The organism is Pseudomonas sp. FSL R10-2964 (genome assembly GCF_009600035.1).
In the GTDB taxonomy this organism is placed as follows: Bacteria; Pseudomonadota; Gammaproteobacteria; order Pseudomonadales; family Pseudomonadaceae; genus Aquipseudomonas; species Aquipseudomonas bubulae.
The window spans coordinates 55,659-80,325 of the sequence record NZ_WIWH01000013.1 but is presented as its reverse complement, the minus strand read 5'-3'; the positions used below and the strand labels follow the sequence as shown (position 1 = coordinate 80,325).

18 protein-coding genes are annotated in these 24,667 nt (G+C 59.2%); 14 read left to right on the top strand and 4 right to left on the bottom strand.

The window, feature by feature from the left end; genetic code table 11:
• Complete coding sequence (locus tag GHN92_RS09495) at window positions 1-960, bottom strand: zinc-binding alcohol dehydrogenase family protein (protein WP_133144388.1); 960 nt, start codon at window positions 958-960, stop codon at window positions 1-3.
• A gap of 89 nt (window positions 961-1,049) precedes the next feature.
• Complete coding sequence (locus GHN92_RS09490; RefSeq protein ID WP_153379951.1) at window positions 1,050-1,829, bottom strand: helix-turn-helix transcriptional regulator; 780 nt, start codon at window positions 1,827-1,829, stop codon at window positions 1,050-1,052.
• Between the two features lie 158 nt (window positions 1,830-1,987).
• Here GHN92_RS09490 and GHN92_RS09485 point away from each other — a divergent pair, with 158 nt between their 5' ends.
• The 6 genes from GHN92_RS09485 to GHN92_RS09460 all read left to right on the top strand — a co-directional run bounded on the left by GHN92_RS09485 (window position 1,988) and on the right by GHN92_RS09460 (window position 10,124).
• Entirely contained in the window at window positions 1,988-2,434 is a 447-nt protein-coding gene (locus GHN92_RS09485; protein ID WP_095002375.1) for a DUF411 domain-containing protein, read from the top strand.
• Window positions 2,435-2,973: 539 nt separating this feature from the next.
• Window positions 2,974-4,545, top strand: a complete 1,572-nt coding sequence (gene glgA / locus GHN92_RS09480) for a glycogen synthase GlgA (RefSeq protein ID WP_153379949.1) — start codon at window positions 2,974-2,976, stop codon at window positions 4,543-4,545.
• Window positions 4,546-4,599: 54 nt separating this feature from the next.
• Complete coding sequence (gene malQ, locus GHN92_RS09475) at window positions 4,600-6,681, top strand: 4-alpha-glucanotransferase (protein ID WP_095002373.1); 2,082 nt, start codon at window positions 4,600-4,602, stop codon at window positions 6,679-6,681.
• 26 nt (window positions 6,682-6,707) lie between these two features.
• A complete protein-coding gene (locus GHN92_RS09470; RefSeq protein ID WP_095002372.1) occupies window positions 6,708-6,935 on the top strand; it encodes a DUF2934 domain-containing protein in 228 nt (75 codons plus the stop codon).
• 137 nt (window positions 6,936-7,072) lie between these two features.
• Complete coding sequence (glgX, locus tag GHN92_RS09465) at window positions 7,073-9,226, top strand: glycogen debranching protein GlgX (protein WP_146541102.1); 2,154 nt, start codon at window positions 7,073-7,075, stop codon at window positions 9,224-9,226.
• A gap of 94 nt (window positions 9,227-9,320) precedes the next feature.
• The gene (locus GHN92_RS09460) at window positions 9,321-10,124 is read left to right on the top strand and encodes an endonuclease/exonuclease/phosphatase family protein (RefSeq protein WP_095002370.1); all 804 of its coding nucleotides are present in this window, start codon (window positions 9,321-9,323) and stop codon (window positions 10,122-10,124) included.
• Window positions 10,125-10,196: 72 nt separating this feature from the next.
• On the opposite strand, the gene glgB is transcribed toward GHN92_RS09460, so the two are convergent.
• Window positions 10,197-12,416, bottom strand: coding sequence for a 1,4-alpha-glucan branching protein GlgB (gene glgB / locus GHN92_RS09455; protein WP_372239737.1), 2,220 nt, complete (start codon window positions 12,414-12,416; stop codon window positions 10,197-10,199).
• A 282-nt stretch (window positions 12,417-12,698) separates the two neighbouring features.
• On the opposite strand from glgB, the gene GHN92_RS23830 reads away from it, so the two are divergent.
• The 5 genes from GHN92_RS23830 to mapR all read left to right on the top strand — a co-directional run bounded on the left by GHN92_RS23830 (window position 12,699) and on the right by mapR (window position 17,922).
• Complete coding sequence (locus tag GHN92_RS23830; protein WP_165446481.1) at window positions 12,699-12,869, top strand: hypothetical protein; 171 nt, start codon at window positions 12,699-12,701, stop codon at window positions 12,867-12,869.
• Between the two features lie 369 nt (window positions 12,870-13,238).
• The gene (locus GHN92_RS09450; protein WP_095002368.1) at window positions 13,239-13,979 is read left to right on the top strand and encodes an ABC transporter permease; all 741 of its coding nucleotides are present in this window, start codon (window positions 13,239-13,241) and stop codon (window positions 13,977-13,979) included.
• Window positions 13,979-14,719 (top strand): ATP-binding cassette domain-containing protein, encoded by a 741-nt coding sequence (locus GHN92_RS09445; RefSeq protein WP_133144385.1) that lies wholly within the window; start codon window positions 13,979-13,981, stop codon window positions 14,717-14,719. The genes GHN92_RS09450 and GHN92_RS09445 overlap by 1 nt, the downstream gene beginning before the upstream one ends.
• Window positions 14,720-14,941: 222 nt before the next feature.
• Entirely contained in the window at window positions 14,942-16,363 is a 1,422-nt protein-coding gene (gene ccoG, locus GHN92_RS09440) for a cytochrome c oxidase accessory protein CcoG (protein WP_095021199.1), read from the top strand.
• A gap of 146 nt (window positions 16,364-16,509) precedes the next feature.
• Complete coding sequence (gene mapR, locus GHN92_RS09435) at window positions 16,510-17,922, top strand: GntR family transcriptional regulator MpaR (protein WP_095002453.1); 1,413 nt, start codon at window positions 16,510-16,512, stop codon at window positions 17,920-17,922.
• Between the two features lie 120 nt (window positions 17,923-18,042).
• Here mapR and GHN92_RS09430 read toward each other — a convergent pair whose 3' ends face one another.
• Window positions 18,043-18,453: a hypothetical protein gene (locus GHN92_RS09430; RefSeq protein WP_095018837.1), complete on the bottom strand. Its 411-nt coding sequence runs from the start codon at window positions 18,451-18,453 to the stop codon at window positions 18,043-18,045.
• A gap of 189 nt (window positions 18,454-18,642) precedes the next feature.
• Here GHN92_RS09430 and GHN92_RS09425 point away from each other — a divergent pair, with 189 nt between their 5' ends.
• The 3 genes from GHN92_RS09425 to GHN92_RS09415 are packed head-to-tail and all read left to right on the top strand — an operon-like array spanning window position 18,643 to window position 24,422.
• Complete coding sequence (locus GHN92_RS09425; RefSeq protein WP_133144384.1) at window positions 18,643-21,864, top strand: efflux RND transporter permease subunit; 3,222 nt, start codon at window positions 18,643-18,645, stop codon at window positions 21,862-21,864.
• A complete protein-coding gene (locus GHN92_RS09420) occupies window positions 21,854-23,026 on the top strand; it encodes an efflux RND transporter periplasmic adaptor subunit (protein ID WP_153379947.1) in 1,173 nt (390 codons plus the stop codon). Before GHN92_RS09425 ends, GHN92_RS09420 begins: the two co-directional genes overlap by 11 nt.
• Window positions 23,010-24,422, top strand: a complete 1,413-nt coding sequence (locus GHN92_RS09415; RefSeq protein WP_095018835.1) for an efflux transporter outer membrane subunit — start codon at window positions 23,010-23,012, stop codon at window positions 24,420-24,422. The genes GHN92_RS09420 and GHN92_RS09415 overlap by 17 nt, the downstream gene beginning before the upstream one ends.
• The last annotated feature ends 245 nt before the right edge of the window (window positions 24,423-24,667 follow it).

Here is a 24,667-nt window from a genome sequence, read left to right as displayed (position 1 = left end):
CTACGGGATCAGCACCACTTTGGCGCACGCACCTTCATTGACCTGCGCATAACAGGCCAGTCCGTCCGCCAGGGCCGCTTCCTGAAAACCACCCGGTGCCGGCAACAGCCCTTGATCGAAGTACTGGCCAAACTGATTGAGCCTCTGCGCACAATCGCCGCAGCTATACAGCAGCGTGTTGACCCCGACCAGCGACCCGCCCTTGCGATACAGGGCCAGCGCAGGCAAATGCACATGACCGTCCAGCGGTGCGGCAATAAAGGCGATTCGCCCGAAAGTGCGCAACGCCGACACTGCCGCTGGCAACCAATGGCCAGTGGTGTCGAAAATCACTTCAGCGCCACCTGCAAATACCTCATTCACTTGAGCCCCCAGCGACTCCGGTTTATCCAGAACCAGCACTTCAAGGCCCTGCTCCAGCAGCACCTGCGCCTGCTCGGTACGACGCACCGCCGCCAGCACCCGCGCGCCAAGCACTTTCGCCAGCGCGATAGCCGCGGTGCCTACCGCGCCATTGGCACCGATCACCAGCAAACGGGTATCCGCGCCTACACCCGTTCGTTGCAGAGCATCCCACGCCGTGGTGTAAGGCACGCCCAGGCTGGCGGCCTGCTCAAAACTCAGCGACTTGGGTTTCAGCGCAACGCCTTCAATCGGCAAGACCAAATAGCTCGCATGAGAACCGTCCCGGTAGAACCCCAGCTCCTTACCCGTACCCCAGACTTCCTGCCCCACCAACGCCTGCGGTCCATCCACGATCACCCCGGCAAAATCCCGACCGGGCACGCGGGGCAAGGTGGTGTAGGGAAAACGGCCGAGTACATTTTTCACATCGCTGGGGTTCAGGCCCGCAGCCCTGACCTGCACCAGCACTTCTTTGGCACCAGGTACCGGCAGCGGCAACTCAACGAGGTTCAGCGCCGCCAGATCACCGGTTTTGGAAAATTGCAGTGCTTTCATATTCAGCCCTCTGGATGCTGTAGAGATGCCCCAGTTTATGGCCGACAAGCGTGGTGCTTCTGCCAATGGCTTCTGTCTGCCGGACAAGTTCAGATCTCTGCTACCTGACCTGACGCATACAAAGAGGGACTCACACCCAGCTCGCGTCGGAACATATCGCTGAAACTGCTGGGCGAATAACCAAGCGAACGTGAGATCTGGCTGACAGAAGCGCCCTGGATCAGCTCGGCCGCGGCGGTTGCCAATTGCACCTGCCGCCGCCACTGGGCGAAGCCCATGCCCAGTTCGCCCTGAAAAAGACGGGCCAGGGTTCGTACACTGGCCCCGGCGTTCTCGGCATGTTGCTCAAAGGCGATATCCAGCGAAGGGCTGGCCATGACCGACTGGCACAGGTTGAGCAGGCGCCGGTCCGGGGTATCGGGCATGGGCACCTTAAGCTGGGTTCGGCGGGCCCGCTGCAATTCCAGCAACGTCAGATTGAGCAGAGCCTCGGTGTAGGACGTTTGCCCGTCCGCCCGCTCCACCAACTTGATAATCAGCTCTCTGAGCAAGCGGCCGACTTCAATCACCTGCACACGACTGTCCAGGGTGCTGGCCAGCTTGGGTGGCAAATAGATATTTCGCATCTGCAAATCCGACACCACGCGAATCCCGTGGGGCACCTGCGGCGGCAACCACACCGCCCGCTGCGGTGGCACGGCCAGGGCTTCATCCGGGGTATCGACCCACATCACGCCGCTGCTTGCGTAGAGCAACTGCCCCCACTCGTGCTGATGCGGCTCGATATACAGGCCACGGGGATAAGTACGCGCCAAGGGTTGTACCCGCACATCGGTGTCAGACAAATCGGATGGAACGGCAAGCGCCATATACGGTACACATCAGAAAAGTGAGCGATTAAGGGAACGAGGTTATAGTGCCTTGATTCCACCCAAAGCGCCCCAACCTGACAGATTTGTCATCTGTCCATCAGTTGCCTGACAGTCCCTGTCGCTCAGGCTGACGTTTTTTCGTATAGAGGATCTCGATGAAGACTCCATTGCGCCTTTTCGCACTCTCGGCCCTGTTGTTGACCTCTTTGGCGCAAGCGGCCGAACAACTGACCATTGATGTGCACCGCGATGCCAACTGCGGCTGCTGCAAAGCCTGGATTTCTCACCTTGAGAGCAACGGCTTCAAGGTCAATGACCATGTAGAAACGGATATGGCCAGCGTCAAACAGCGCCTCGGCGTGCAGCCCCGGCTGGCGTCGTGCCATACCGGAGTGATCAACGGCAAGTTCGTTGAAGGTCACGTGCCTGCCGAACAAGTGGTGGCACTGACCCAGCGCAACGACCTCAAGGGTATTGCTGTACCGGGCATGCCAATGGGCTCGCCGGGTATGGAAATGGGTGACCGCAAGGACGCCTACCAGGTGATCGGCCTGGACAACGACGGTAAAGACCAGGTGATCGCCGAGTACCCTGGCAACTGAAATACGCGAGGCGCGCGCACCACATCGGTGCGCGCGCCCTGTTATTTTGCAGAACCGCCCCCCATCCCCATAGCAGCTGACGAGCGGAGCGAGGCTGCGTTCGGGCGCGTAGCGGCAGTGAACCCTGCGAACCCGATTGGGCTAGCATATCGCAGTGTCTGATTTTACGGCTGCTGCGCAGCCTCGCTCCGCTCGTCAGCTGCTACAAAAACTGAAGCAGACTTTGTGATAGATACTTTTCCTACAAGACAACTCTCATTGTCTTACAAAAAACACTGCCTTTAGCTAGCAGCTTGACCCATCTCTTCTACACTCAACGCTGTCGCATCTACGGCGTGTATTTGTCGTATTTGAATAATCGGATCTTCTTCGCCCGTGATAGGCCAACTTGGGGCTGGGTTGCAGCTGTTGGTGCATTCCTTGCAGTGCCCAAATCATCTTTTACGCATTTTTGCCGTGGATGACATGGCCGATCAGTCAGTGGGGAAGTGCCGGCCGGGTGGCCGTTAGCAGATCAATAAATACAACGGGAGAGATTCATGATCAGTGCTGCTGCGCCACATCAAGAAGAACGTCTGACCCCGCAAGTTGTGAATGAGCTGATTTCACTGCCAGATCTGGCCCCTGCAGGGAGGCCCGCGCTGGCGGTGATAAACGCCAATCCCAATAAAAAGAAGGTGCTGTTTGTCACCTCCGAACTGGCCGACCTGGTGAAGACCGGTGGCCTGGGTGATGTGTCGGCAGCACTGCCGCGGGCCATGCGTCACTCGCATGATGTACGGGTGCTGATCCCCGGCTACCCACAAGTGCTCAACAGCGACAACCCGATCCACATCATCGGTGAACTCGGTGGCCATGCCGCCCTGCCCGCCTGCAAGATCGGACGCATGGACATGACCGACGGCCTGGTCATCTATGTACTGATCTGCCCTGAGCTTTATGAGCGCGAAGGCACGCCCTACGGCGCCAACAATGGCCGCGACTGGCCCGACAACCACATCCGTTTCGCCCGCCTGGGGCTGGCTGCAGCCGATATCGCTGCCAATCTGGCACAGATACACTGGCAACCCGACCTCGTGCATGCCCACGACTGGCCTGCGGGGCTGGCCCCGGCCTACATGCACTGGCGCGGGCAACGCACCCCCACCCTGTTCACTATTCACAACCTCGCCTACCAGGGCGTATTCAGCCGCGCCTGCTGCCCGGAGCTGGGCATCCCGCACCATGCCCTGCAACAGGACGGTATGGAGTTCTACGGCAAACTGTCGTTTCTCAAGGCCGGCATGGCCTACGCCAGCCACATCACTACGGTCAGCGCGACCTACGCCGCCGAAATCACCACCCCGGCCTTTGGCTGCGGGCTCGATGGCTTTTTGGCCAGCAAGACCCAGCAAGGCCTGTTGAGCGGTATTCCCAATGGCATCGATGAAAGCTGGGAAGCCACCACCGACCCCCATCTGGTGGCGCCCTTCGGTATCGGTGACTGGGATGCCCGCGCCGTCAATACCACCCATGTGCGTACCCTGTTCGGCCTCAGCCCCTCCAAAGGGCCATTGTTTGCCGTCGTGTCGCGCCTGGTTTACCAGAAGGGCCTGGACCTCACCGAAGCCGTGGCCGCCTTTATCGTCGCTTCGGGCGGGCAGATTTGCATCATCGGCCGCGGTGAACCCGAAGAAGAACAGGCCATGCGTGAACTTGCCTTGCGCTTCCCGGGTCAGATCGGAGTACGCATCGGTTTCAATGAAACCGATGCACGGCGCATGTTCGCGGGCAGCGACTTTTTGCTGATGCCCTCGCGCTATGAACCCTGCGGTTTGAGCCAGATGTATGCACAACGCTTCGGCTCGCTGCCAGTAGCGCGCAACACCGGCGGCCTGGCGGACACCATCGAAAACGGCGTGACCGGTTTTCTGTTCGACGAGTCCACCGTGGCCAGCTACGAGGAAGCACTCAAGCGCGCCTTCAAGGTGTTCAGCTACCCCAAACTGTTGAATGCCATGCGCTGCCGCGCAATGGCCGCTCCATTCAACTGGTGCAAGGCCGTGGAACCCTATGCCGAGCTGTATGAGCAACTGGTTGCCAAGTCATTGCTTCGCACCGTGAAGCCATGAGCCCTGCGGATCTGCCTGACGTTCGTTCATTTATCGCCATCAAGGGAACCGCCAATGAGCGAAGCGCAACTTGAAGTACTCGCCGGCCGGGCCGGACTGGCCGTTGACTGGATTGATGCCAACGGCCAGCCACAGAGGGTCAGGCCACAGGTGCTGGAGGCCATTCTGGCGGGGCTGGGATTGCCCGCCGACAGCGCCGAAGCCATCGAAACCAGTCTGCTAAACCTGCAGCTGGAGCAGCAGAACAAACGCCTGCCGCCCTTGCTCACGGCAGACGTCGGCAAGGCCCTGGACTTGTCACGCTACTTTCACGCCCATAGTCAGTGCATCGTGCATCTGGAGAACGGCGATGCATTGCCAATCCAGCTGGATGCCGACGCCATGTTGCCGGGCATGATCCCCGTCGGCTACCACCGGGTGCAGCTGGAAGATCAACAGTTCACCCTGGCCGTGGCCCCGGCCAGGTGCTTCAGTATCGGCGATGCCCTGCATCAGACAGCGCCACGGGCATGGGGTGTCAGCGTGCAACTGTACTCGCTGCGGCGCCACGGCGATGGCGGCTTTGGTGATACCCGGGCACTCGAAACCCTGTTGCAGGCTGTGGGTGAGCGCGGCGCCGATGCGCTGGCGATCAGCCCCCTGCACGCCATGTTCAGCAGCGCGCCCAAACATTACAGCCCGTACTCACCTTCCAGTCGCCTGTTTCTCAACAGCCTGTATGCAGCACCCGCCAGTATCCTTGGCGAGGAGGCACTGCACAGGGCCATTGAAGCCACAGGCCTGAGAGACGAACTGCAACGTCTTGAACAGTTGCCGCTGATCGACTGGCCAGCCGCAACCCTGGCCAAACAGACATTGCTGCGTCAGCTCTACAACGACTTTGCCCGGGACGAACACCCGCTGCTGGCCGACTTCAATCACTTTCGCGAGCTGGGTGGCGAAGCACTGGAAAACCACTGCCGCTTTGAGGCCCTGCAGGAAACCTGTGTGGCCGGGCATCACAGCTTCGACTGGCGCGAGTGGCCCGAACAATGGCGCAACCCCGACAGCCCGGCGCTATTGCGGTTTGCCGAGGGGCACCAGGCGCTCATCGGTTATTACGCCTTTTGCCAATGGCTGATCGCCCGCTGCCTGGACCGGGCCCAGACCACGGCGCGTAGCAGCGGCATGGCCATCGGCCTGATCGCCGACCTGGCCGTGGGTGCCGATGGTGCCGGCAGCCAGGCCTGGTGCCGCCAGGATGAGCTGCTGGCGCAACTGACCGTGGGCGCGCCACCCGATGCACTCAACCGCGCAGGCCAGGGCTGGGGCATCTCGGCGTTTTCCCCCGAAGGCCTGAAGCGCAATGGTTTTCGTGCCTTTATCGAGATGCTGCGGGCCAATTTTGCCCATGCTGGCGGGCTGCGCATCGACCATGTGCTGGGTTTGCAGCGCCTGTGGGTAATACCCCTGGGGGCTTCGCCCGATGAAGGCGCCTATCTGTATTACCCGATCGACGACCTGCTGCGCCTGGTGTGCCTTGAATCGGTGCGCCACCAGGCCATCGTGCTGGGCGAGGACCTCGGCACCGTACCTGACGGCCTGCGGGAAAAGCTCAGCGAGCGGGCAATCCTGGGCATTCGCGTGCTGCTGTTCGAGCAGGACTACGGCGCGCGCTTCAAACCGATTCTGGACTGGCCGGACGATGCCCTGGCCACCACCAGCACCCACGACCTGCCGACACTCACCGGCTGGCTGCACGGACGCGATATCGACTGGAATGAACGCCTGGGCCTGATTGACCCGGTCACTGCACACCACTGGCGCGAAAGCCGTCAGCGCGAGTGCGAAGGCCTGGACCTGGCCTTGCGCCTGGATCCGCAAAACTTTCAGGAAGAAGCCCAGGGCAACGCCCCGACACTGGACGCCAGCATCCGTTATCTGGGGCACACCCGTGCGCCGCTGGTACTGCTGCCAATCGAAGATGCACTGGGGCTCGAGGAGCAAGCCAACTTGCCCGGCACCGTCAGCGGCCACCCCAATTGGTGCCGACGTCTGCCGGGCGACGGCAATACCTTGCTGGACGCCATCGATGCCACCCAACGTTTTGAACTGCTGGCCTGCGCCCGCCAGCAAGCCCACGAGCGAGACCGCTAAATCACCCATGAGCAAGGAGCTTCACCATGAGTAATGACGACAAGCACATTCGTGAATTTGCCTATCAGATCTGGGAGTCTGAAGGTCGCCCGGAGGGCCAGGAGGCGCGTCACTGGGAAATGGCCCACAAACTGGCCCAGGCACAAGCCCTGGCCCCTTCCAAGGCAGCCCCCAAGGCCACCAAGGCCAAGGCCGCAGCAAAACCTGCCGGCGAGAAAAAGCCCCGGGCACCGCGCAAGCCTGCCTCGTCTTGAGTCCACCTTCCCCCTTGTGGGAGCGCCAGCTCGCGATTGCCTCAACCCGGCCAACGGATTGAACCGCAGAAGTGCAATCGCAAGCCCGCCCCCACAGGCCACCTACACCCAAAAATCCGGTTGTGCAGGAGCAGGTCATGAGTAAACACACGTCAGCACCGCCCACTGGCGACCCCTTGCGCATCCGCGAAGGGCTGCCCTTCCCCCTTGGGGCCACCTGGGATGGCCTGGGCGTCAACTTTGCCCTGTTCTCGGCCAATGCCACCAAGGTCGAGCTGTGCCTGTTCGATGCCGCAGGCGAGGTCGAGCTGGAGCGTATCGAGCTGCCCGAGTACACCGACGAGACCTTCCACGGCTATCTGCCGGACGCCCATCCCGGGCAGGTCTACGGTTATCGCGTGCATGGCCCCTACGACCCGGAAAATGGCCATCGCTTCAACCACCACAAACTGCTGATCGACCCCTACGCCAAACAGCTGGTGGGTGAACTGAAGTGGTCCGAGGCCCTGTTTGGCTACACCATCGGTCACCCGGATGCCGACTTGAGCTTTGATGAACGGGACAGCGCGCCCTTCGTGCCCAAGTGCAAGGTCATCGACCCGGCGCACACCTGGGGTCATGACCACCGCTTGAGCGTGCCTTGGGAACGCACCATCTTCTACGAGGCCCACGTGCGCGGCATCAGCATGCGCCACCCCGCCGTGCCGGATGCGGTGCGTGGTACCTTTGCCGGCTTGATGATCGATGAAGTGGTTGAGCACATCACCGACCTGGGCGTAACCAGCATCGAGCTATTGCCGGTGCATGCCTTCGTCAATGACCAGCATCTGCTGCAAAAAGGCATGACCAATTATTGGGGCTACAACAGCATCGCTTTTTTTGCCCCCGACCCGCGCTATCTGGCCAGCGGCAAGATTGCCGAGTTCAAGGAGATGGTGGCGCGCCTGCACAAGGCCGGCCTCGAGGTGATTCTGGATGTGGTCTACAACCACACCGCCGAAGGCAACGAACAAGGTCCGACCCTGTCCATGCGCGGCATCGACAACGCCTCGTACTATCGCCTGATGCCCGAGGACAAGCGCTACTACATCAACGATTCCGGCACCGGCAACACTCTGGACCTTAGCCATCCATGCGTCTTGCAGATGGTCACTGACTCGCTGCGCTATTGGGCCCGGGAGATGCACGTCGACGGTTTCCGCTTCGACCTGGCGACGATTCTGGGGCGCTATCACGACGGCTTCAACGAACGTCACAGCTTTCTGGTGGCCTGTCGCCAGGACCCGCTGCTGCGCCGGGTAAAAATGATTGCCGAACCTTGGGACTGTGGCCCCGGTGGCTACCAGGTCGGCGGCTTCCCGCCCGGCTGGGCGGAATGGAACGACCGCTTCCGCGACACCGTGCGCGCGTTCTGGAAAGGCGACGAAGGCAAACTGGCTGAATTTGCCGGGCGCATGACCGGTTCGGCCGACCTGTTCAACCACCGGGGCCGAAGGCCCTATAGCTCGGTCAACTTCATTACCGCCCATGACGGCTTCACGCTGCACGACCTGGTGTCCTACAACGATAAACATAACGAGGCCAACGACGAAAACAACCAGGACGGTAGCAACAACAATATTTCCTGGAACCACGGCGTCGAAGGGCCCACCGACGACTCCGAAATCAACGCCTTGCGCCAGCGCCAAATGCGCAATTTCATGGCCACCCTGTTCCTGGCCCAGGGCACGCCGATGCTCGTGGCCGGCGACGAATTCGCCCGCACCCAGCACGGCAACAACAACGCCTACTGCCAGGACAGCGAAATCGGCTGGATCAACTGGGAACTGGACAAGACCGGCAAATCCCTGCTGGCCTTTGTCAAACGCCTGATCAAGTTACGCATGCAGTACCCCATCCTGCGGCGCGGCCTGTTCCTGGTGGGGCACTCCGTTGACACGCCCGAGTACAAGGACGTGACCTGGCTGGCCGCCGATGGCAACGAGATGACCACCGAACAGTGGCAGGACGCCGAGGCCCGGTGCATGGGCATGCTGCTCGATGGCCGGGCGCAGGTATCCGGGGTGCAGCGCGCCGGCGCTGATGCCACCTTGCTGATCGTGGTCAATGCCAACCACGACCCGGTCAACTTCAACCTGCCCAAAGTGCCCCACGGCATCAGCTGGTCATGCCGGCTCGACACCACTGACCCGAGCATCAAGGGCCCGCAGCATCTGCCCTTCAACAAACCCTACAATGTCACCGGGCGTTCGCTGGTGCTGTTTGAATTGCAACACACCGAGGTGTCGTGAATGTATTGATAAACATCAAGTGCACCCCCATAAAAAGCGGCAAGCTGTGACTGTAACTTGCCGCTTTGAAACTGCCCCTGACAGAGGAGTGACCATGCCTACCGAACAAGCTGTCGGCAATACACTTTTATCTGCCACCCCGGCAACAGCACCTGCCGTGCATCGAATCAAGGTGCTGACGGTCAATACACACAAGGGCTTTACCGCCTTCAACCGCCGCTTCATCCTGCCCGAACTGCGCGAAGCCGTGCGCAGCACCGGTGCCGATCTGGTGTTTTTGCAGGAAGTGCTCGGCGAGCACGGCAAGCACGCCTCACGTTATGAAGACTGGCCTGCCACCTCACAGTACGAATTCCTCGCCGACAGCATGTGGAGCGACTTTGCCTACGGGCAAAATGCCGTTTACCCCGACGGTCATCACGGTAATGCCCTGTTGTCCAAGTACCCGATCAAGGCTTCGCGCAATCTCGATGTGTCGATCACCGGGCCTGAGCGGCGCGGCTTGCTGCACTGTGTGCTGGATGTGCCGGGGCATGACAATGTGCATGCCATTTGTGTGCATTTGAGCCTGCTGGAAAGCCATCGCCAACTGCAGATCGTGTTGCTCAACCAACTGCTCAAATCCTTGCCGCCCCATGAGCCGGTGATCATTGCCGGTGACTTCAACGACTGGAAGCAGCAAGGCAATGCTGCCCTGCGCCAGCGTGACGACCTGCATGAGGTGTTTGAGCGCCATCACGGCCAAGTGGCCAAGAGCTATCCCGCGCGCTGGCCACTTCTGCGTCTGGATCGTATCTACTTGCGCAATGCTCGCAGCCACAATCCAGAGATCCTTGGCAATAAGCCGTGGAGCCATTTATCCGATCATTTACCGTTGGCGGTTGAGGTGCATCTGTAATACCGAGGTGCCCGCCTGCCCTCACCCCAACCCTCTCCCGAGGGTGAGGCCTGGGGTAAGGGCGCTGTTGCTCTACCCCGTCACCGGCCGCAATATCAGCACCCCCAGCGGCGGCAGATTCAAGGCCAGCGATACGCCCTGACCATGGCTGGCTACCTCCTGGGTCACCACCCCGCCGCCGTTGCCATAATCGGAACCGGCATAGATCGCCGAATCACTGTTGATAACCTCCTGCCAGGTACCGGCAAATGGCACACCGATCCGATAACCTTCGCGCGGTACCGGGGTAAAGTTGGTCACCACCAGCAAGGGCGAACCGTCCTTGCTCCAGCGTAGCCACGCATAAACGCTGTTGGCTGCGTCATCGCCAATCAACCACTGGAAACCCTGCGATACATCATCCTGCTCATACAGCGCTGGCTGCTCGCGGTACAAACGATTCAAGTCGCCAACCAGTTTTTGCACCCCCCGGTGCTCGGGGTATTGCAGTAAATACCAGTCCAGTTGCTGATCATGATTCCATTCACGCCACTGGCCGAATTCGCAGCCCATAAACAGCAGTTTCTTACCCGGATGTGCCCACATAAAACTCAAGTAAGCACGCAGATTGGCGAATTTCTGCCAGCGATCACCGGGCATCTTGTCGATCAGCGAGTGTTTGCCGTGCACCACTTCATCGTGGGAGATCGGCAGGATAAAGCGCTCGGTCCAGGCGTACACCAGGCCAAAGCTCAGTTCGTTGTGATGATGGGCGCGGTACACCGGGTCTTGCTGGATGTAATGCAGCGAATCGTGCATCCAGCCCATGTTCCATTTGTAGGAAAACCCCAGCCCGCCCTGATCGGTGCTCTCGCTGACGCCGGGCCAGGCCGTGGACTCTTCGGCAATCACCAGCGCGCCTGGTACCTCGTAGGCAACCACATCATTGAGATGGCGCAAAAATTCTATCGCTTCGAGGTTTTCCCGCCCGCCATGCCGGTTGGGCACCCACTCACCAGCCTTGCGCGAATAGTCGCGGTACAACATGGACGCCACCGCATCCACCCGCAACCCGTCGACATGAAAGTGCTTGAGCCAGTGCAAGGCCGAGGCAAGCATAAAACCATGCACTTCGGTACGGCCCAGGTTGTAAATCAGGGTGTTCCAGTCCTGATGAAAACCTTCAAGAGGGTTGGCGTATTCGTACAGTGCCGTGCCATCAAACTGCGCCAGCCCATGGGTATCGTTGGGGAAATGCGCTGGTACCCAGTCCAGAATCACACCGATACCGGCCATATGACAGGCATTGACGAACGCGGCAAAATCATCAGGCGAACCATAGCGGGCCGTCGGCGCAAATTGTGACAGAGGCTGATAGCCCCAGGAGCCTCCAAACGGGTGTTCCATGATCGGCATCAGCTCGATATGGGTGAAACCCAGTTGCTGCACGTAAGGGATCAGGCGCTCGGCCAGCTCGGGCCAGGTGTACTGACGCTCGATGTCGCCAACATCATCGGTCTCGCACTGCCATGACCCTGCATGTAACTCGTAAATTGACAACGGTGCGTCACGGCGCTGACGCTGCTCACGGGCTTGCATCCAGTCACCATCCTGCCAGTCGATGGCCAGGGGTGACGCCACCTTCGACGCCGTATCAGGCGGCAACTGAGTGGCCAGCGCCACAGGGTCGGCCTTGAGCGGCAAGATGCCGTGGGCGCCAAGGATTTCGTATTTGTACGCCTCGCCCGCCTGCAGGCGCGGCACAAACAGCTCCCACACGCCGTTGGCGTGGCGCAGGCGCATGGGGTGGCGACGGCCATCCCAACCATTGAAATCGCCTACCACAGACACCCGCCGCGCATTTGGCGCCCACACGGCAAAGCGCACCCCCGGCACGCCATCAACCTCCAGCAATTGCGCCCCGAAGCAGCTGCTTAAATCACGGTGGTTGCCTTCGGCAAACAGGTACAAGTCCATCTCACCCAACAACGGACCAAAACTGTAAGGATCTTCGCTGGTTTGCACGGCATTGCCCCAATCAACCTGGAGCAAGTACGGCCGCGCCTGTGTGAAATGCCCGACAAAAAGGCCGGTGACTTGTGCGTCATCAAGGCGCCCGAGTACTTCACCGGTATCCCTGGCGAGTACATTGACACTGACCGCGCCGGGCAAAAAAGCCCGGACAAACTGCCCGCCTGCAGCATCGGCGTGAGGCCCCAGCACCGCAAACGGATCGGGGTGTTCGGCTTTGGTCAGTGCGTCGATGTCCGTAGGGGCGGGTAACAGCGAGTCTTTACCTTTACCAGTATCCATGCTCGAACTCATGCTGCTCTCCGTCTGGTAAAGGTTGTGCATGCCTGTGCATACGTTTCGGTCTTCGACTTGGCCTATGTCCTGAATCCACAGTCCCACCAAGACTAGCTCTTGTGGGGCACCCCGTGAGGGCTAATTACCCTTGGTTTATGCAAAACCCATGCAAATATTGCGGTACGCGCAGCGCAGTGCGCCGTCGGTCACGTGAGCGGAATCAAACCTGCCATCACACGGTCAACCGTCCGACAGCCCTCTACATCCCGCCACCGAGAGGTCATCGTGATGAGTATCCCCATTGCACCTGAAACCCCTGACCCCAATATCGACCAGCCAGCTTTGCCGCCCGTTCCCGGGCCACAACCGCAACAGGAGCCGCCCGAGCGTGACCCGCAACCCATGGGTGACCCGCCCTGTGAGCAAGTGCCGCGAAAGGTAAAGACTGAAAAGTTCTAATTACGGCAAATAACAAGGAGCGGTATGGCAGCGCACATTCAAACAGCATGCCGCTCGTCGCTTTTTTTGAAAAAAAGTCATACCCGTACTACAGAGCGGGCTTACAAGTATTCTTTAAAACAGGCCCTACCAAAAACAAACAAACATTCACAAGCATTTGAAATTTTTTAATATTTTCAGGCGAAGCATATAAAAGCCCTCACGCAAATGAAATAAGATCATCGCAAAGGTTTCAGGAAGCCTTAATAAGTTATAGGGAAAACTATACGACTACTGTAGGAGCAATCTTAAACAAGATGTGCATATTTTTGACAAACTTCAAGGCAGGTATTAAATCTACAAAGATGCTCTTTCCTTAGCAGGTACCACATGCACAAGAATACAGGATCTCGAGCCTTTCAACTGGCTATGATTTTTATCAAGGAACAGCTCAAGGAACCGACTGCACTGTTCTGGATATTACTGTCGCCCGGTGCTGTTTTCTATCTGCTGATCTACTCGAAAGGAGACGATAATTTCAATCAAGATTACAGCGCTGTCACCGCATGGTTTTATGCCTATATATCTTCAAGCGTAGCGTTCTTTGGATTTTCTTTTTATATCATTGGCCGTCGAGAAAGTGGTTTCATCCGTTCATTCATTTATACGCCACACGCCAGAGCAGTGTTCCTGATAGCGCAACTCATCGCTTACTCCACAATCGCCTGCTTGTACTGCTTGTTTTTTTACATGATGACACGGCTCCCTTTTGGGGGTTACTCCACTTATGAAGCCTCAATACTCATGATCCGATTTTATAGTTGCTTTATTTTATTCTGCTCACCCGGCCTGCTCATTACCGCACTACCACTCAACTTCCAAACGGCCAACGCTGTTTTTTCAATCTTATCTTTTATCATGCTTGCCCTCGGGGTAGCACAAGCTGCCCTTCCTGAACCCACCTATTTCCCAATTGAATTATTCAACCCTCTAAGCCTTGGCAAAAGCATTATGCAACAGGGCATACAACCGCTATGGAAAATCATTATCAGCATTTTTGCGACCTTCATCATCGCCTTGTTATTGGCCTGCAAGTACTTGCGTATCAATCCAGTATGGAGCCGCTACTAATGAGTATTTTACAGGCAGACTGCATTGATTTCCGCTACCCAGAAAAACCGCTTTTCAGCCAAGCTAGCCTGCAGGTTTGCTCAGGCTCAATGACTGGTTTACTAGGACCTAATGGTGCAGGCAAGACCACGTTCTTTGATATTTTATGCGGTTTAAAAAAACCAGATAATGGCCAGATCACAAACCCTTTTACTCAACAACTTTATTTATCTCAGACGCTAATGACACCTCCCGCGTTGCGCATGTATGACATTTTCAAAATGACGGCCTTACTCTGCTCGCCCGCCCCCATCAACAAATGCCATATACAAGAGAAGCTGGCCCGTTGGAGCCCTCGAATCCTTGACCGCTACAACGAGATCTGGAGCAAAAAATCCTCTCTGTGCAGTTACGGTGAAAAACGCTGGTTCTTCACCGTTTCACTGCTGTCGGTCGCAGCTGATTTCTACATTTTGGATGAACCCACTGCAGGGGTAGATCCGGAATTTCGCTTTCATATCTGGCAATGCCTGCGCGGTGCGGCACAGGACGGGGCGGCAATCCTTGTGTCCTCGCACAATGTCGATGAAATCAGCGAAAACTGCCAAGGCTTTTACATGATCAGCCAACAGAAATTCCTACACTTTGAAGACGGTGAAGCGTTCAAATATCACTATCAGGCCAGCACCCTCGATCAAGCCTTTATCAAGGCCGCATGTGGGGCTGACATGCACAAGTCATCACAACCCATCAGACCGTGATTCGCAGATTTTCTTGACCCCGATCACCCCCTGTACCACCCAACTGCGTTACAGGCGTGCAAAGCCAGCAAAACCGGGGCAGAACCTCGGGTGCAGCCGATTGTCGCAGGCCGCCTGAAAGCGCCATCTGATCCGCTATTAATTCAAATAACTGAGTCTGTTATGCAAACAGTTCGCTGGGCATAGTGCTCGGGCCTGATGGAGGCTGATGAGCGAAAGACCATGAGCGAACAAATTCCCGTCCAGATACTTGAATCATTTGAGGCTCCCCGACCAAGAGCCGCAAAAACCAATAACAAGTCCAGCGACAACCTGATTCATACCCGCAGTTTCACCGGCCTGTTTCGCACCCTGCGAATCGTGGGAGCAGGCCTGTTGTTTTTACTGTTCTTTGGCACCGTATGGCTCAACTGGGACGGCCGTCAGGCAGTGCTGTGGGACTTGTCTGAAAGCAAGTTTCATATATTCGGCGCTACCTTCTGGCCGCAGGATTTCATCCTGCTTTCGGCACTGCTGATCATTGCCGCCTTTGGCCTGTTTGCAATCACGGTATTTGCCGGGCGCGTATGGTGTGGCTACACCTGCCCGCAGAGCACCTGGACCTGGCTGTTTATGTGGTGCGAAAAGATCACCGAAGGTGACAGAAACCAGCGCATAAAGCTGCAAGCAGCGCCCTGGCGCCTGAACAAGATCCTGCGCCGAACGGCCAAGCACTCGTTGTGGCTGGCCATCAGCGTGATGACGGCACTGACCTTTGTCGGTTATTTCACCCCGGTACGGCCACTGGCCACAGAGCTGCTGACCCTGGAGATCGCCGGTATCAGCCTGTTCTGGATGCTGTTTTTCACCGGCGCCACCTATATCAGCGCCGGCTGGCTGCGCGAGGCAGTGTGCATGCACATGTGCCCGTATGCACGGTTCCAGAGCGTGATGTTCGACAAGGACACCCTGGCCATTTCCTATGATGTGGCCCGCGGCGAAAACCGCGGCCCGCGCAAACGCGGGGTCGAACCCAAGCAGGCCGGGTTGGGTGATTGCATCGATTGCTATATGTGTGTGCAGGTATGCCCCACCGGGATAGATATTCGCGATGGCTTGCAGATGGAGTGCATCGGCTGCGCGGCCTGTATCGATGCCTGCGACTCGGTGATGGAGAAAATGGGTTACGCTCCGGGCCTGGTGCGTTATACCTCCGAGCACGAATTGCAAGGCGGCAAGACCCATCTGCTGCGCCCGCGGCTGATCGGCTATGCCGTGGTGCTGGTGGTGATGATCGGCGCGCTGGTGATGGCGCTGAATATGCGCACCATGGTGTCCCTGGATGTGATCAAGGACCGCGGCCTGTTCCGTGAAAACAGCCAGGGCCAGATCGAGAACATTTACAGCCTGAAAATCATCAACAAGACCCAGGAGCCTCAGCACTACCGGGTTTCGTTGCAGGACGGCGAGGCGTTCCAGTTGCAGGGTAAAACCGAACTGACCCTGGCCCCCGGCGAGATTGTCGACGTACCGGTGTCTGTGGCCCTGCTGGCCGAGCGCCCGAAAAGCAGCTCGCAGACCATCGAGTTTGTGGTCACTGACACTGATGAACCGAGCGTACGCAGTGTGGCCAAAAGCCGTTTTGTTGCCCCGCTGAACCGTTAAGCTGCAAATACTTTGTGTGGGAGCGGGCTTGCTCGCGACAGGATCGCTGCGGTGTGTCAGACAAATCGCAGTCAGGCCATCGCGAGCAAGCCCGCTCCCACACCATTGCCCCGCCAGTAACCCAACGCCGGACCGAGCCTTATTCCATGAAACGCTACGAAAAATTTGCCGACGATATTGCCGAACTGATTCGCTCCGGGGTGCTCGGCCCCGGCCAGCGCGTGCCTTCGGTGCGCTATGCCAGCCAGACCTACGGCGTCAGCCCCTCGACGGTTTTTCAAGCCTATTATTTGCTGGAGCGTCGCGGTTTGATCCGGGCCAAGCCGCGCTCAGGCTATTTCGTCAACACCCATGCACCCAGTCCGTTTTGCGAGCCAGTGTTCAGCAGCCACGTCACCGAGTCCACCCAGGTGGATGTCAGCGCCCTGGTGTTTTCGGTGCTGGACTCGATCAAGGATCCGCACACCGTACCCTTTGGCTCGGCCTTCCCCAGCCCGATGCTGTTCCCTTTGCAACGCCTGGCCCGCTCGATGGCCACCGCCAGCCGCGAAATGGACCCGCGCATGGTGGTGACCGACATGTCCCCCGGCAACCCGCAATTACGCCGGCAAATCGCCCTGCGCTATATGGTCGGCGGGCTGATGCTGCCGATGGAGGAACTGCTGATCACCAATGGCGCGCTGGAGGCCCTCAATCTGTGCCTGCAGGCCGTCACCGAACCCGGTGATCTGGTGGCCATCGAAGCCCCGGCGTTCTACGCCTGCCTGCAAGTGCTGGAACGGCTCAAGCTCAAGGCCGTGGAAATCCCGGTGCACCCGCGAGATGGCATCGACCTCGGCGTGCTGGCACAAACCCTTGAGCGCCACCCGATCAAGGCCGTGTGGTGCATGACCAGCTTTCAGAACCCGATTGGCGCGACCATGCCAGAGGCCAAGAAACAGGCACTGGTGAAGTTGCTGAGTGACCATCAGGTGCCGTTGATCGAAGACGATGTGTATGCCGAGCTGTATTACGGTCAGCACCCGCCCAAGCCGGCCAAGGCGTTTGATACCGAAGGGCTGGTGATGCATTGCGGCTCGTTTGCCAAAAGCCTGGCCCCGGGCTATCGCATTGGCTGGGTGGCTGCGGGGCGTTACGCGCAGAAAATCGAGCGGCTTAAACTGATGACCTCGCTGTGCGCCTCCATGCCGGCCCAGGCGGCGATTGCCGACTATTTGCAACATGGCGGCTATGACCGCCACCTGCGTAAATTACGCTATGCCCTGGAAGAGCAGCAAAGCGCGATGCTGGCAGCGATAGGGCGTTATTTCCCGGCACAAACCCGGGTCAGCCAGCCATCGGGAGGGTACTTTCTGTGGCTGGAGCTGCCCGAGCAAATGGACTCGCTCAAGCTATTTCAGATGGCGTTGGCCCAAGGTATCAGCATTGCGCCGGGGCCGATCTTCTCGGCTACCCAACGTTTTAGAAACTGCATCCGCCTGAACTACGGCAGCCCATGGGACGCTGCCTGCGAAAAGGCCATGGAGACCCTGGGCAAAATCGTCAAATCGTTCACTTGATGCCCTCGTTCCTTCGGCAGTGGCTACAAAGTCTGAAGGACATTTCAACTGTGGGAGCGAGCAGGCTCGCTCCCACAGGGAGGGTTGACCGGCAACAGCGTATCTACAGGGATCGCAATCTCACCCCGGCATACAGGTGAAGTCCGCCGTGTGGGCCACTTCCTTGCCGTGGCCATCCACCAGGCGTGCACTCACTTCAGGCCCCAGGCTCGATTCGATCAATTCGTAATGCTCACCCGCTTTAAACCCGCTGTAGTTGACCTTGCCCTGGCAATCCACCTGGTTTTCATCACCCGTGGCACCTTCATACAGGGTCACGTCCAGCCGGTGGGCACCAGGCGTGACTTCAAAATAGCGGCCATCGTTGATGCTTTTGCCGTCTACACGTTCGGCCATCAGGTCACTGTTGCCCTCTTCTTTCAGTCCGATCCAGGCTTCGCCCGGGTCCTGCTTGGGCATGGGCCCTGCACAAGCCGACAGCAACAGCACCAGGCTCAGGGACGGAATCAGCAGAAGCGGTTTAAGGTTCATCGCAGTCGAGCCTCGAAACAATAGAGTAGGCCGCAAGCTTGCGGCGCCTCGCGCCTTGCGCCAAATGAATGAAAATGAAGGGAATTTCAGCCCTTTCCTAAAGGATCCTTCACGTTGCTGAAAGCTGAACGTTAGGTTTGAGCGGTGAGACTGCCGAGGTTTGCAATTCCACTCCTCGGAGGTTCTGGCATGCTCGGGCTGGTAAAGACCGCACTGCACAAGCCGTACACGTTTATCGTGCTGGCCATTTTCATCTGCATCATCGGGCCACTTGCCGCTGTGCGGACCCCTACTGATGTATTTCCTGATATTGGCATTCCGGTAGTCGCCGTGGTCTGGCAATACACCGGCCTGGCACCTGCCGACATGGCCGGCCGGGTGATCTACACCTACGAACGCTCGCTGAGTACCACGGTCAACGACATCGAACATATCGAGTCGCAGTCATTGCCCGGCATGGGCATCGTGAAAATTTTCTTCCAGCCCGGCGTCGATATTCGCACCGCCAACGCGCAAGTGACCGCCGTGTCACAGACCGTGCTCAAGCAGATGCCGCCGGGGATTACCCCGCCACTAATCCTTAATTACAGCGCGTCCACGGTGCCGATCCTGCAACTGGCGTTCTCCAGCCCGACACTTTCGGAAGCCAAAATCCGCGACCTGGTGCAGAACAATATCCGCCTGCCCCTGAGCGCCCTGCCGGGCCTGGCCATGCCGACGCCGATGGGTGGCAAGCAGCGTCAGATCACCCTCGACCTTGACCCCCAGGCACTGGCTGCCAAAGGCCTGTCCGCACAGGATGTGGGCAATGCCCTGGCAGCGCAAAACCAGATCATCCCGGTGGGCACCGCCAAGCTTGGCACCTATGAATACACGGTGTTGCTCAACAACAGCCCCAAGGCCATCGACGAACTCAATGACCTGCCGATCAAGACCGTCAATGGCGCCCTGATCACCATTGGCCAGGTGGCCCACGTACGTGACGGCTCGCCGCCGCAAACCAATATCGTGCGCGTCGACGGCCATCGTGCGGTGCTGATGCCGGCGCTGAAAAACGGCAATATCTCCACCCTGTCGATCGTCGACGGCATTCGCGCAATGCTGCCGCGTATCAACGAAACCCTGCCACCGTCGCTGAAAACCTCGTTGCTGGGCGACGCTTCGGTGTTCGTCAAGCAATCGGTGGGCAGCGTGGCTCAGGAAGGCATCATTGCCGCCCTGCTGACCAGCGCGATGATTCTGCTGTTCCTCGGCAGCTGGCGTTCAACCCTGATCATTGCCGTGTCGATCCCCCTCGCCGTGCTGTCGGCCATCGCCCTGCTGGCCCTGAGCGGGCAAACGCTCAACGTCATGACCCTTGGCGGGCTGGCGCTGGCCGTGGGGATTCTGGTGGACGATGCCACAGTAACCATCGAGAACATTAACTGGCACCTCGAGCAAGGCAAGTCGGTGCGCGATGCGATCCTGGACGGCGCCAAGCAGATTGTCGGCCCGGCGTTCGTGTCGCTGCTGTGTATTTGCATCGTGTTTGTGCCGATGTTCATGTTGCAGGGCATTGCTGGCTATCTGTTCCGGCCGATGGCGCTGTCGGTGATTTTCGCCATGGGCAGTTCCTTTATTCTGTCGCGCACTCTGGTGCCGACCCTAGCGATGTTTCTGCTTAAGCCACATGTGCCGGAACAAGGTTCAGGGCATCACCCGGAAGACGGCTACATCAACCATCACGAGGGCGATCAGCACACCCGCCAGCACTCGGCACCAGTGCGTGCACTGCTAAGCTTTCAGGCGGGATTCGAGCGCCGTTTTTCGGCAGTACGGGACGCTTACTACGCCGTACTGGAACTGGCCCTGGCCAATCGCAAACGCTTTCTGCTGGGTTTTATGGCCTGTGTACTGGCCTCCTTTGCCTTGCTGCCAAGCCTGGGCCAGGACTTTTTCCCGGCCACCGATGCCGGTGCCCTGGCCTTGCATGTGCGCTTGCCGCTGGGCACTCGCATCGAAGAAAGCGCTGCGGACTTCGATCGCATTGAGTCACGGATTCGAGAAATCATCCCCGCCGAGCAACTGGACACAGTGATCGACAATATCGGCATTCCGCTTAGCGGCATCGATATGGCCTACAGCAGCAGTGGCACAATCGGCCCGCAGGACGGTGATATTCAGGTCACCCTTAAAGAAGGCCACAGCCCGACGGCCGACTATGTAAAACGCTTGCGAGAAGCCCTGCCGGAGAGTTTCCCCGGCAGCCAGTTTGCCTTTATGCCTGCAGATATCAGCACCCAGATCCTCAATTTCGGAGCACCGGCTCCGCTGGACGTGAAAATTTCCGGGCGTGACGACGAGGCCAACCGCGCCTATGCCCTGGAGCTGCAACGTCGCCTGCAACATGTACCGGGAATTGCCGACCTGCGTATTCAGCAGTCGGTGGGTTACCCGTCGCTGCAGGTCAAGGTGGACCGCCTGCGCGCCAATGGCCTGGGGATTACCGAACGGGATGTGACCAACAGCATGGTGGCCTCCCTGGCGGGCAGCTCCCAGGTGGCACCGACCTTCTGGCTCAACCCGCAGAACGGTGTGTCTTATGGTGTGGTAGCCGCAACGCCGCAGTATCGTCTGGACAGCCTGCCGGCCCTCGAAGCCCTGCCCGTGACCGGCAGTAACGGCCAGTCACAAATCCTGGGCGGGCTGGCGACTATCAGCCGTGTGCAAAGCCCGGCCGTGGTCACTCACTACAACATTCAGCCGACGCTGGACCTCTACGCCAATATTCAGGGTCGCGATCTGGGCTCGGTGGCGGCCGATGTGCAAAAAGTGATTGATGGCGCAGCCAACCTGCGGCCCAAAGGCGCAATCATCAGCCTTCACGGCCAGATCGATGCCCTGCATGAAGCCTTCAGCGGTCTGAGCTTCGGCCTGCTCGGCGCGGTGGTGCTGATCTACTTGCTGATCGTGGTCAACTTCCAGTCCTGGGTCGATCCGTTCGTGATCATCACTGCCCTGCCCGCGGCCCTGGCCGGGATTGTGTGGATGCTGTTTCTCAGTGGCACCTCGCTGTCGGTGCCCGCCTTGACCGGGGCTATTTTGTGCATGGGGGTGGCTACCGCCAACTCGATCCTGGTGGTGAGCTTCTGCCGCGAACGCCTGGCCGAACATGGCGACGCTCTCAAGGCCGCAATGGAAGCGGGCTATACACGTTTCAGACCCGTGTGCATGACTGCACTGGCGATGATGATCGGCATGCTCCCGCTGGCCTTGTCAGAAGAACAGAACGCCCCCCTGGGACGCGCCGTTATTGGCGGTCTGATGCTAGCCACCGTTGCCACCCTGCTGTTCGTGCCCGTGGTATTTAGCCTGGTGCACGGCCGTGAAAAAAATCGAGCTGCTGCTGGAGAAACTTCCCATGTCGTCTGATCAAAAACCCTCGCGCAAGCGCTTGATATACCTGGGCATCGGTGGCCTGACCCTGGCCGCCTTGCTGGTCGCCAATGGGCTGGCCGCCCGCAGTCGCCATGAGCACGCGGTGAGCCAATGGACCGAAGCGGCCGCACTGCCGATTGTCAACGTATTCCAGCCCCTGCAGAACGCCCATGGCGATACCCTGCGCCTGCCCGCGCATCTGGAGGCCTGGAGCAAGGCGCCGATCCATGCCCGGGTCAACGGCTACCTGCAAAGCTGGCAAACCGACATTGGCAGCAAGGTCAAGGCCGGGCAGGTCCTGGCGGTTATCGACAGTCCGGATCTGGATCAGCAACTGGCGCAGACCCGCGCCCATATGCTCCAGGAGCAAGCCAACGCCCGGCTCGCGGCCACCACGGCCACACGCTGGCAAAATCTGCTGGCAAGCCATTCGGTGTCGCGCCAGGAGGCTGACGAAAAGCTGTCCAATGCTGCCGCCGCCAAGGCCAAGGCCAATGCCCAAGCCGCTGAGGCGGATTACGCACGACTGTCGACGCTGGAAGCCTACAAGACCATTCGCGCACCTTTTGCCGGCACCATCACCGCGCGCAATACCGATATCGGCCAGTTGATCAAGGCCGACACCGACAGCGATACCGAGCTGTTCGATCTTGCCGACACGCACCAACTGCGCCTGTATGTGCCAGTGCCACAGAACTACGCCAGCGTGATCCGCCCCGGCATGCAGGTACAACTCAGTGTGCCGGAACATCCGGGGCAAATGTTCAATGCAAAACTGATCGGCAACTCGACAGCAATTGACCAGCGCTCCGGCACCCTGATGGCCCAGTTCGTCGCCCTCAACCCTGGTGACGCGCTGATGCCCGGCGACTATGCCGAGGCGCTGCTGTCGATCCCGGCCGATACCCATGGCGTCAGTATCCCGGCCAGCGCCCTGATTTTCCGTGCCCAGGGCACACAGGTGGCAGTGCTCGACAAGGCCCGGCATGTGCATTTGCAAACGATCCATATCGGCCTTGATCTGGGCGAACGACTGGTGATCGATCAAGGCCTTACGGCCACCGACACCGTCATCGACAATCCGCCCGACGCCTTGCGCGAAGGCGACTCGGTCAAGCTGGCCGACGCAGGAGCCCCCCATGCAGCCAAGGCTTAAACGCAGCGCCCTGTTACTGACCCTGGCGTTGCAGGGTTGCTCACTGGCACCAGGCTACAAGGCACCCGACCTCAAGTTGCCCGAGCACTACCGTGAGCAAACCAGCGACGGCCCGTGGCACAGCGCGCAACCTGCCGACCAGCTCTCACCACAGTGGTGGCGGGTATACCAGGATGAACGCCTGAACAGCCTGCAACAGCAGTTGCTCAAGGCCAATCCGGATCTGGCCGCGGCACTGGCCCACTTCGATGCGGCGCAGGCGTATGCCAGCCAGTTGCACGCTGGGCTGTTCCCACAAATTACCGCCAGTGGCCAGCCGTTGCGCCAGCGTCAATCGGACAACCGTCCATTGCGCGGCAGTACTCAGCCATCGGTCTACAACAGCAATACGGCGGGATTTGCGTTGAATTTCGACCTCGACCTGTGGGGCAAAATCCGCAATCAGGTGGCGGCGGGCGATGCTCAAGCCCAGGCCTCGGCGGATGACCTGGCCGTCGCGCGTTTGAGCCTGCAACGCCAATTGGCCAGCCTGTATGTGCAACTTGACGGGCTGGATGCGCAGCAGCAAATCCTCACCCGCTCGCTGGATGATTACGCTCAGGCCCTGCAACTGACCCGCTCGCGCTATCAGGGGCAGATCGCCTCGGAACTCGACCTGACCCGTGCCCAAAGCCAACTGGCCGAAGCCGAGGCGCAGCTGGATGACGTCCGCGCCCAACGCAACCTGACCGAACACGCCATCGGTGAACTGGTGGGCGAACCTGCCAGCAACTTTCAGCTGGTGGCCAACTCGCAAACGCTAAACCTGCCTGATCAACCGCGCACCCTGCCCAGTACCCTGCTGCAACGGCGCCCCGACATCGCCGCGGCCGAGCGCCGGGTTTTCGCCGCCAATGCCGGGATCGGCGTAGCCAAGGCCGCCTGGTACCCGGACTTCAGCCTGACCGGCCTGCTTGGCGGGCAAACCCAGGGTAGCGGCAATTTGCTGTCTGCCGGTAACAGGTTCTGGGCGTTGGGGCCGTTGGTCAACCTGCCGATTTTTGACGGCGGCAGGCTCGATGGCCAGGAACGCCAGGCCAGGGCCGAATTTGCAGAAGCATCAGCTCATTACCGTAGCCAGGTGCTGCACGCGGTGCGTGAAGTTGAAGACAACCTCGCCCAGCTGCGAGACCTGCAACAGGAAAGCCTCGATGAACAGGCTGCAGCCAACGCCGCCGAACACACCCGGGCAATCGCCACTCACAGCTATGAAGCCGGCGCGGTGAGTTACCTGGACGTAGTCACCGCACAGACTGCCGCCCTGCAGGCCCAGCGCCAGGTGCAGGCATTGCACACCCGACAGTTACAGGCCAGCGTAGGGTTATTGACGGCGTTGGGGGGTGGTTGGCAGGGCTGACGCCCTGCGCATCAGTGGGAGCAGGCTTGCCCGCGATGGCAACACCGCGATTTGCCTGACAGAACGCAGTGCTTGCATCGCGAGCAAGCCCGCTCCCACAGGTTGGGGCGTCTGTCTTATTTCTTCTCTTGTAGATAGATCCCGGCTGACTGACTACGTCCCGGGTAGGCGCAATTCACTGACCATTTTCGACGTAGAACACCACCTCGAAAAAAGACGCCAGGCTGCGCAATTGCTGCACAAAT

Excerpts from the sequence above, each read along its gene's own strand:
- GHN92_RS09470 (WP_095002372.1), top strand. The coding sequence starts at position 6,708 with ATGAGTAATGACGACAAGCACATTCGTGAATTTGCCTATCAGATCTGG.
- malQ (WP_095002373.1), top strand. The coding sequence starts at position 4,600 with ATGAGCGAAGCGCAACTTGAAGTACTCGCCGGCCGGGCCGGACTGGCC.
- GHN92_RS09430 (WP_095018837.1), bottom strand. The coding sequence starts at position 18,453 with ATGAACCTTAAACCGCTTCTGCTGATTCCGTCCCTGAGCCTGGTGCTG.
- ccoG (WP_095021199.1), top strand. The coding sequence starts at position 14,942 with ATGAGCGAACAAATTCCCGTCCAGATACTTGAATCATTTGAGGCTCCC.
- GHN92_RS09485 (WP_095002375.1), top strand. The coding sequence starts at position 1,988 with ATGAAGACTCCATTGCGCCTTTTCGCACTCTCGGCCCTGTTGTTGACC.
- GHN92_RS09495 (WP_133144388.1), bottom strand. The coding sequence starts at position 960 with ATGAAAGCACTGCAATTTTCCAAAACCGGTGATCTGGCGGCGCTGAAC.
- GHN92_RS23830 (WP_165446481.1), top strand. The coding sequence starts at position 12,699 with ATGAGTATCCCCATTGCACCTGAAACCCCTGACCCCAATATCGACCAG.
- GHN92_RS09415 (WP_095018835.1), top strand. The coding sequence starts at position 23,010 with ATGCAGCCAAGGCTTAAACGCAGCGCCCTGTTACTGACCCTGGCGTTG.
- GHN92_RS09425 (WP_133144384.1), top strand. The coding sequence starts at position 18,643 with ATGCTCGGGCTGGTAAAGACCGCACTGCACAAGCCGTACACGTTTATC.
- glgA (WP_153379949.1), top strand. The coding sequence starts at position 2,974 with ATGATCAGTGCTGCTGCGCCACATCAAGAAGAACGTCTGACCCCGCAA.
- glgB (WP_372239737.1), bottom strand. The coding sequence starts at position 12,416 with ATGGATACTGGTAAAGGTAAAGACTCGCTGTTACCCGCCCCTACGGAC.
- GHN92_RS09445 (WP_133144385.1), top strand. The coding sequence starts at position 13,979 with ATGAGTATTTTACAGGCAGACTGCATTGATTTCCGCTACCCAGAAAAA.
- GHN92_RS09460 (WP_095002370.1), top strand. The coding sequence starts at position 9,321 with ATGCCTACCGAACAAGCTGTCGGCAATACACTTTTATCTGCCACCCCG.
- GHN92_RS09420 (WP_153379947.1), top strand. The coding sequence starts at position 21,854 with ATGTCGTCTGATCAAAAACCCTCGCGCAAGCGCTTGATATACCTGGGC.
- mapR (WP_095002453.1), top strand. The coding sequence starts at position 16,510 with ATGAAACGCTACGAAAAATTTGCCGACGATATTGCCGAACTGATTCGC.
- GHN92_RS09450 (WP_095002368.1), top strand. The coding sequence starts at position 13,239 with ATGCACAAGAATACAGGATCTCGAGCCTTTCAACTGGCTATGATTTTT.
- glgX (WP_146541102.1), top strand. The coding sequence starts at position 7,073 with ATGAGTAAACACACGTCAGCACCGCCCACTGGCGACCCCTTGCGCATC.
- GHN92_RS09490 (WP_153379951.1), bottom strand. The coding sequence starts at position 1,829 with ATGGCGCTTGCCGTTCCATCCGATTTGTCTGACACCGATGTGCGGGTA.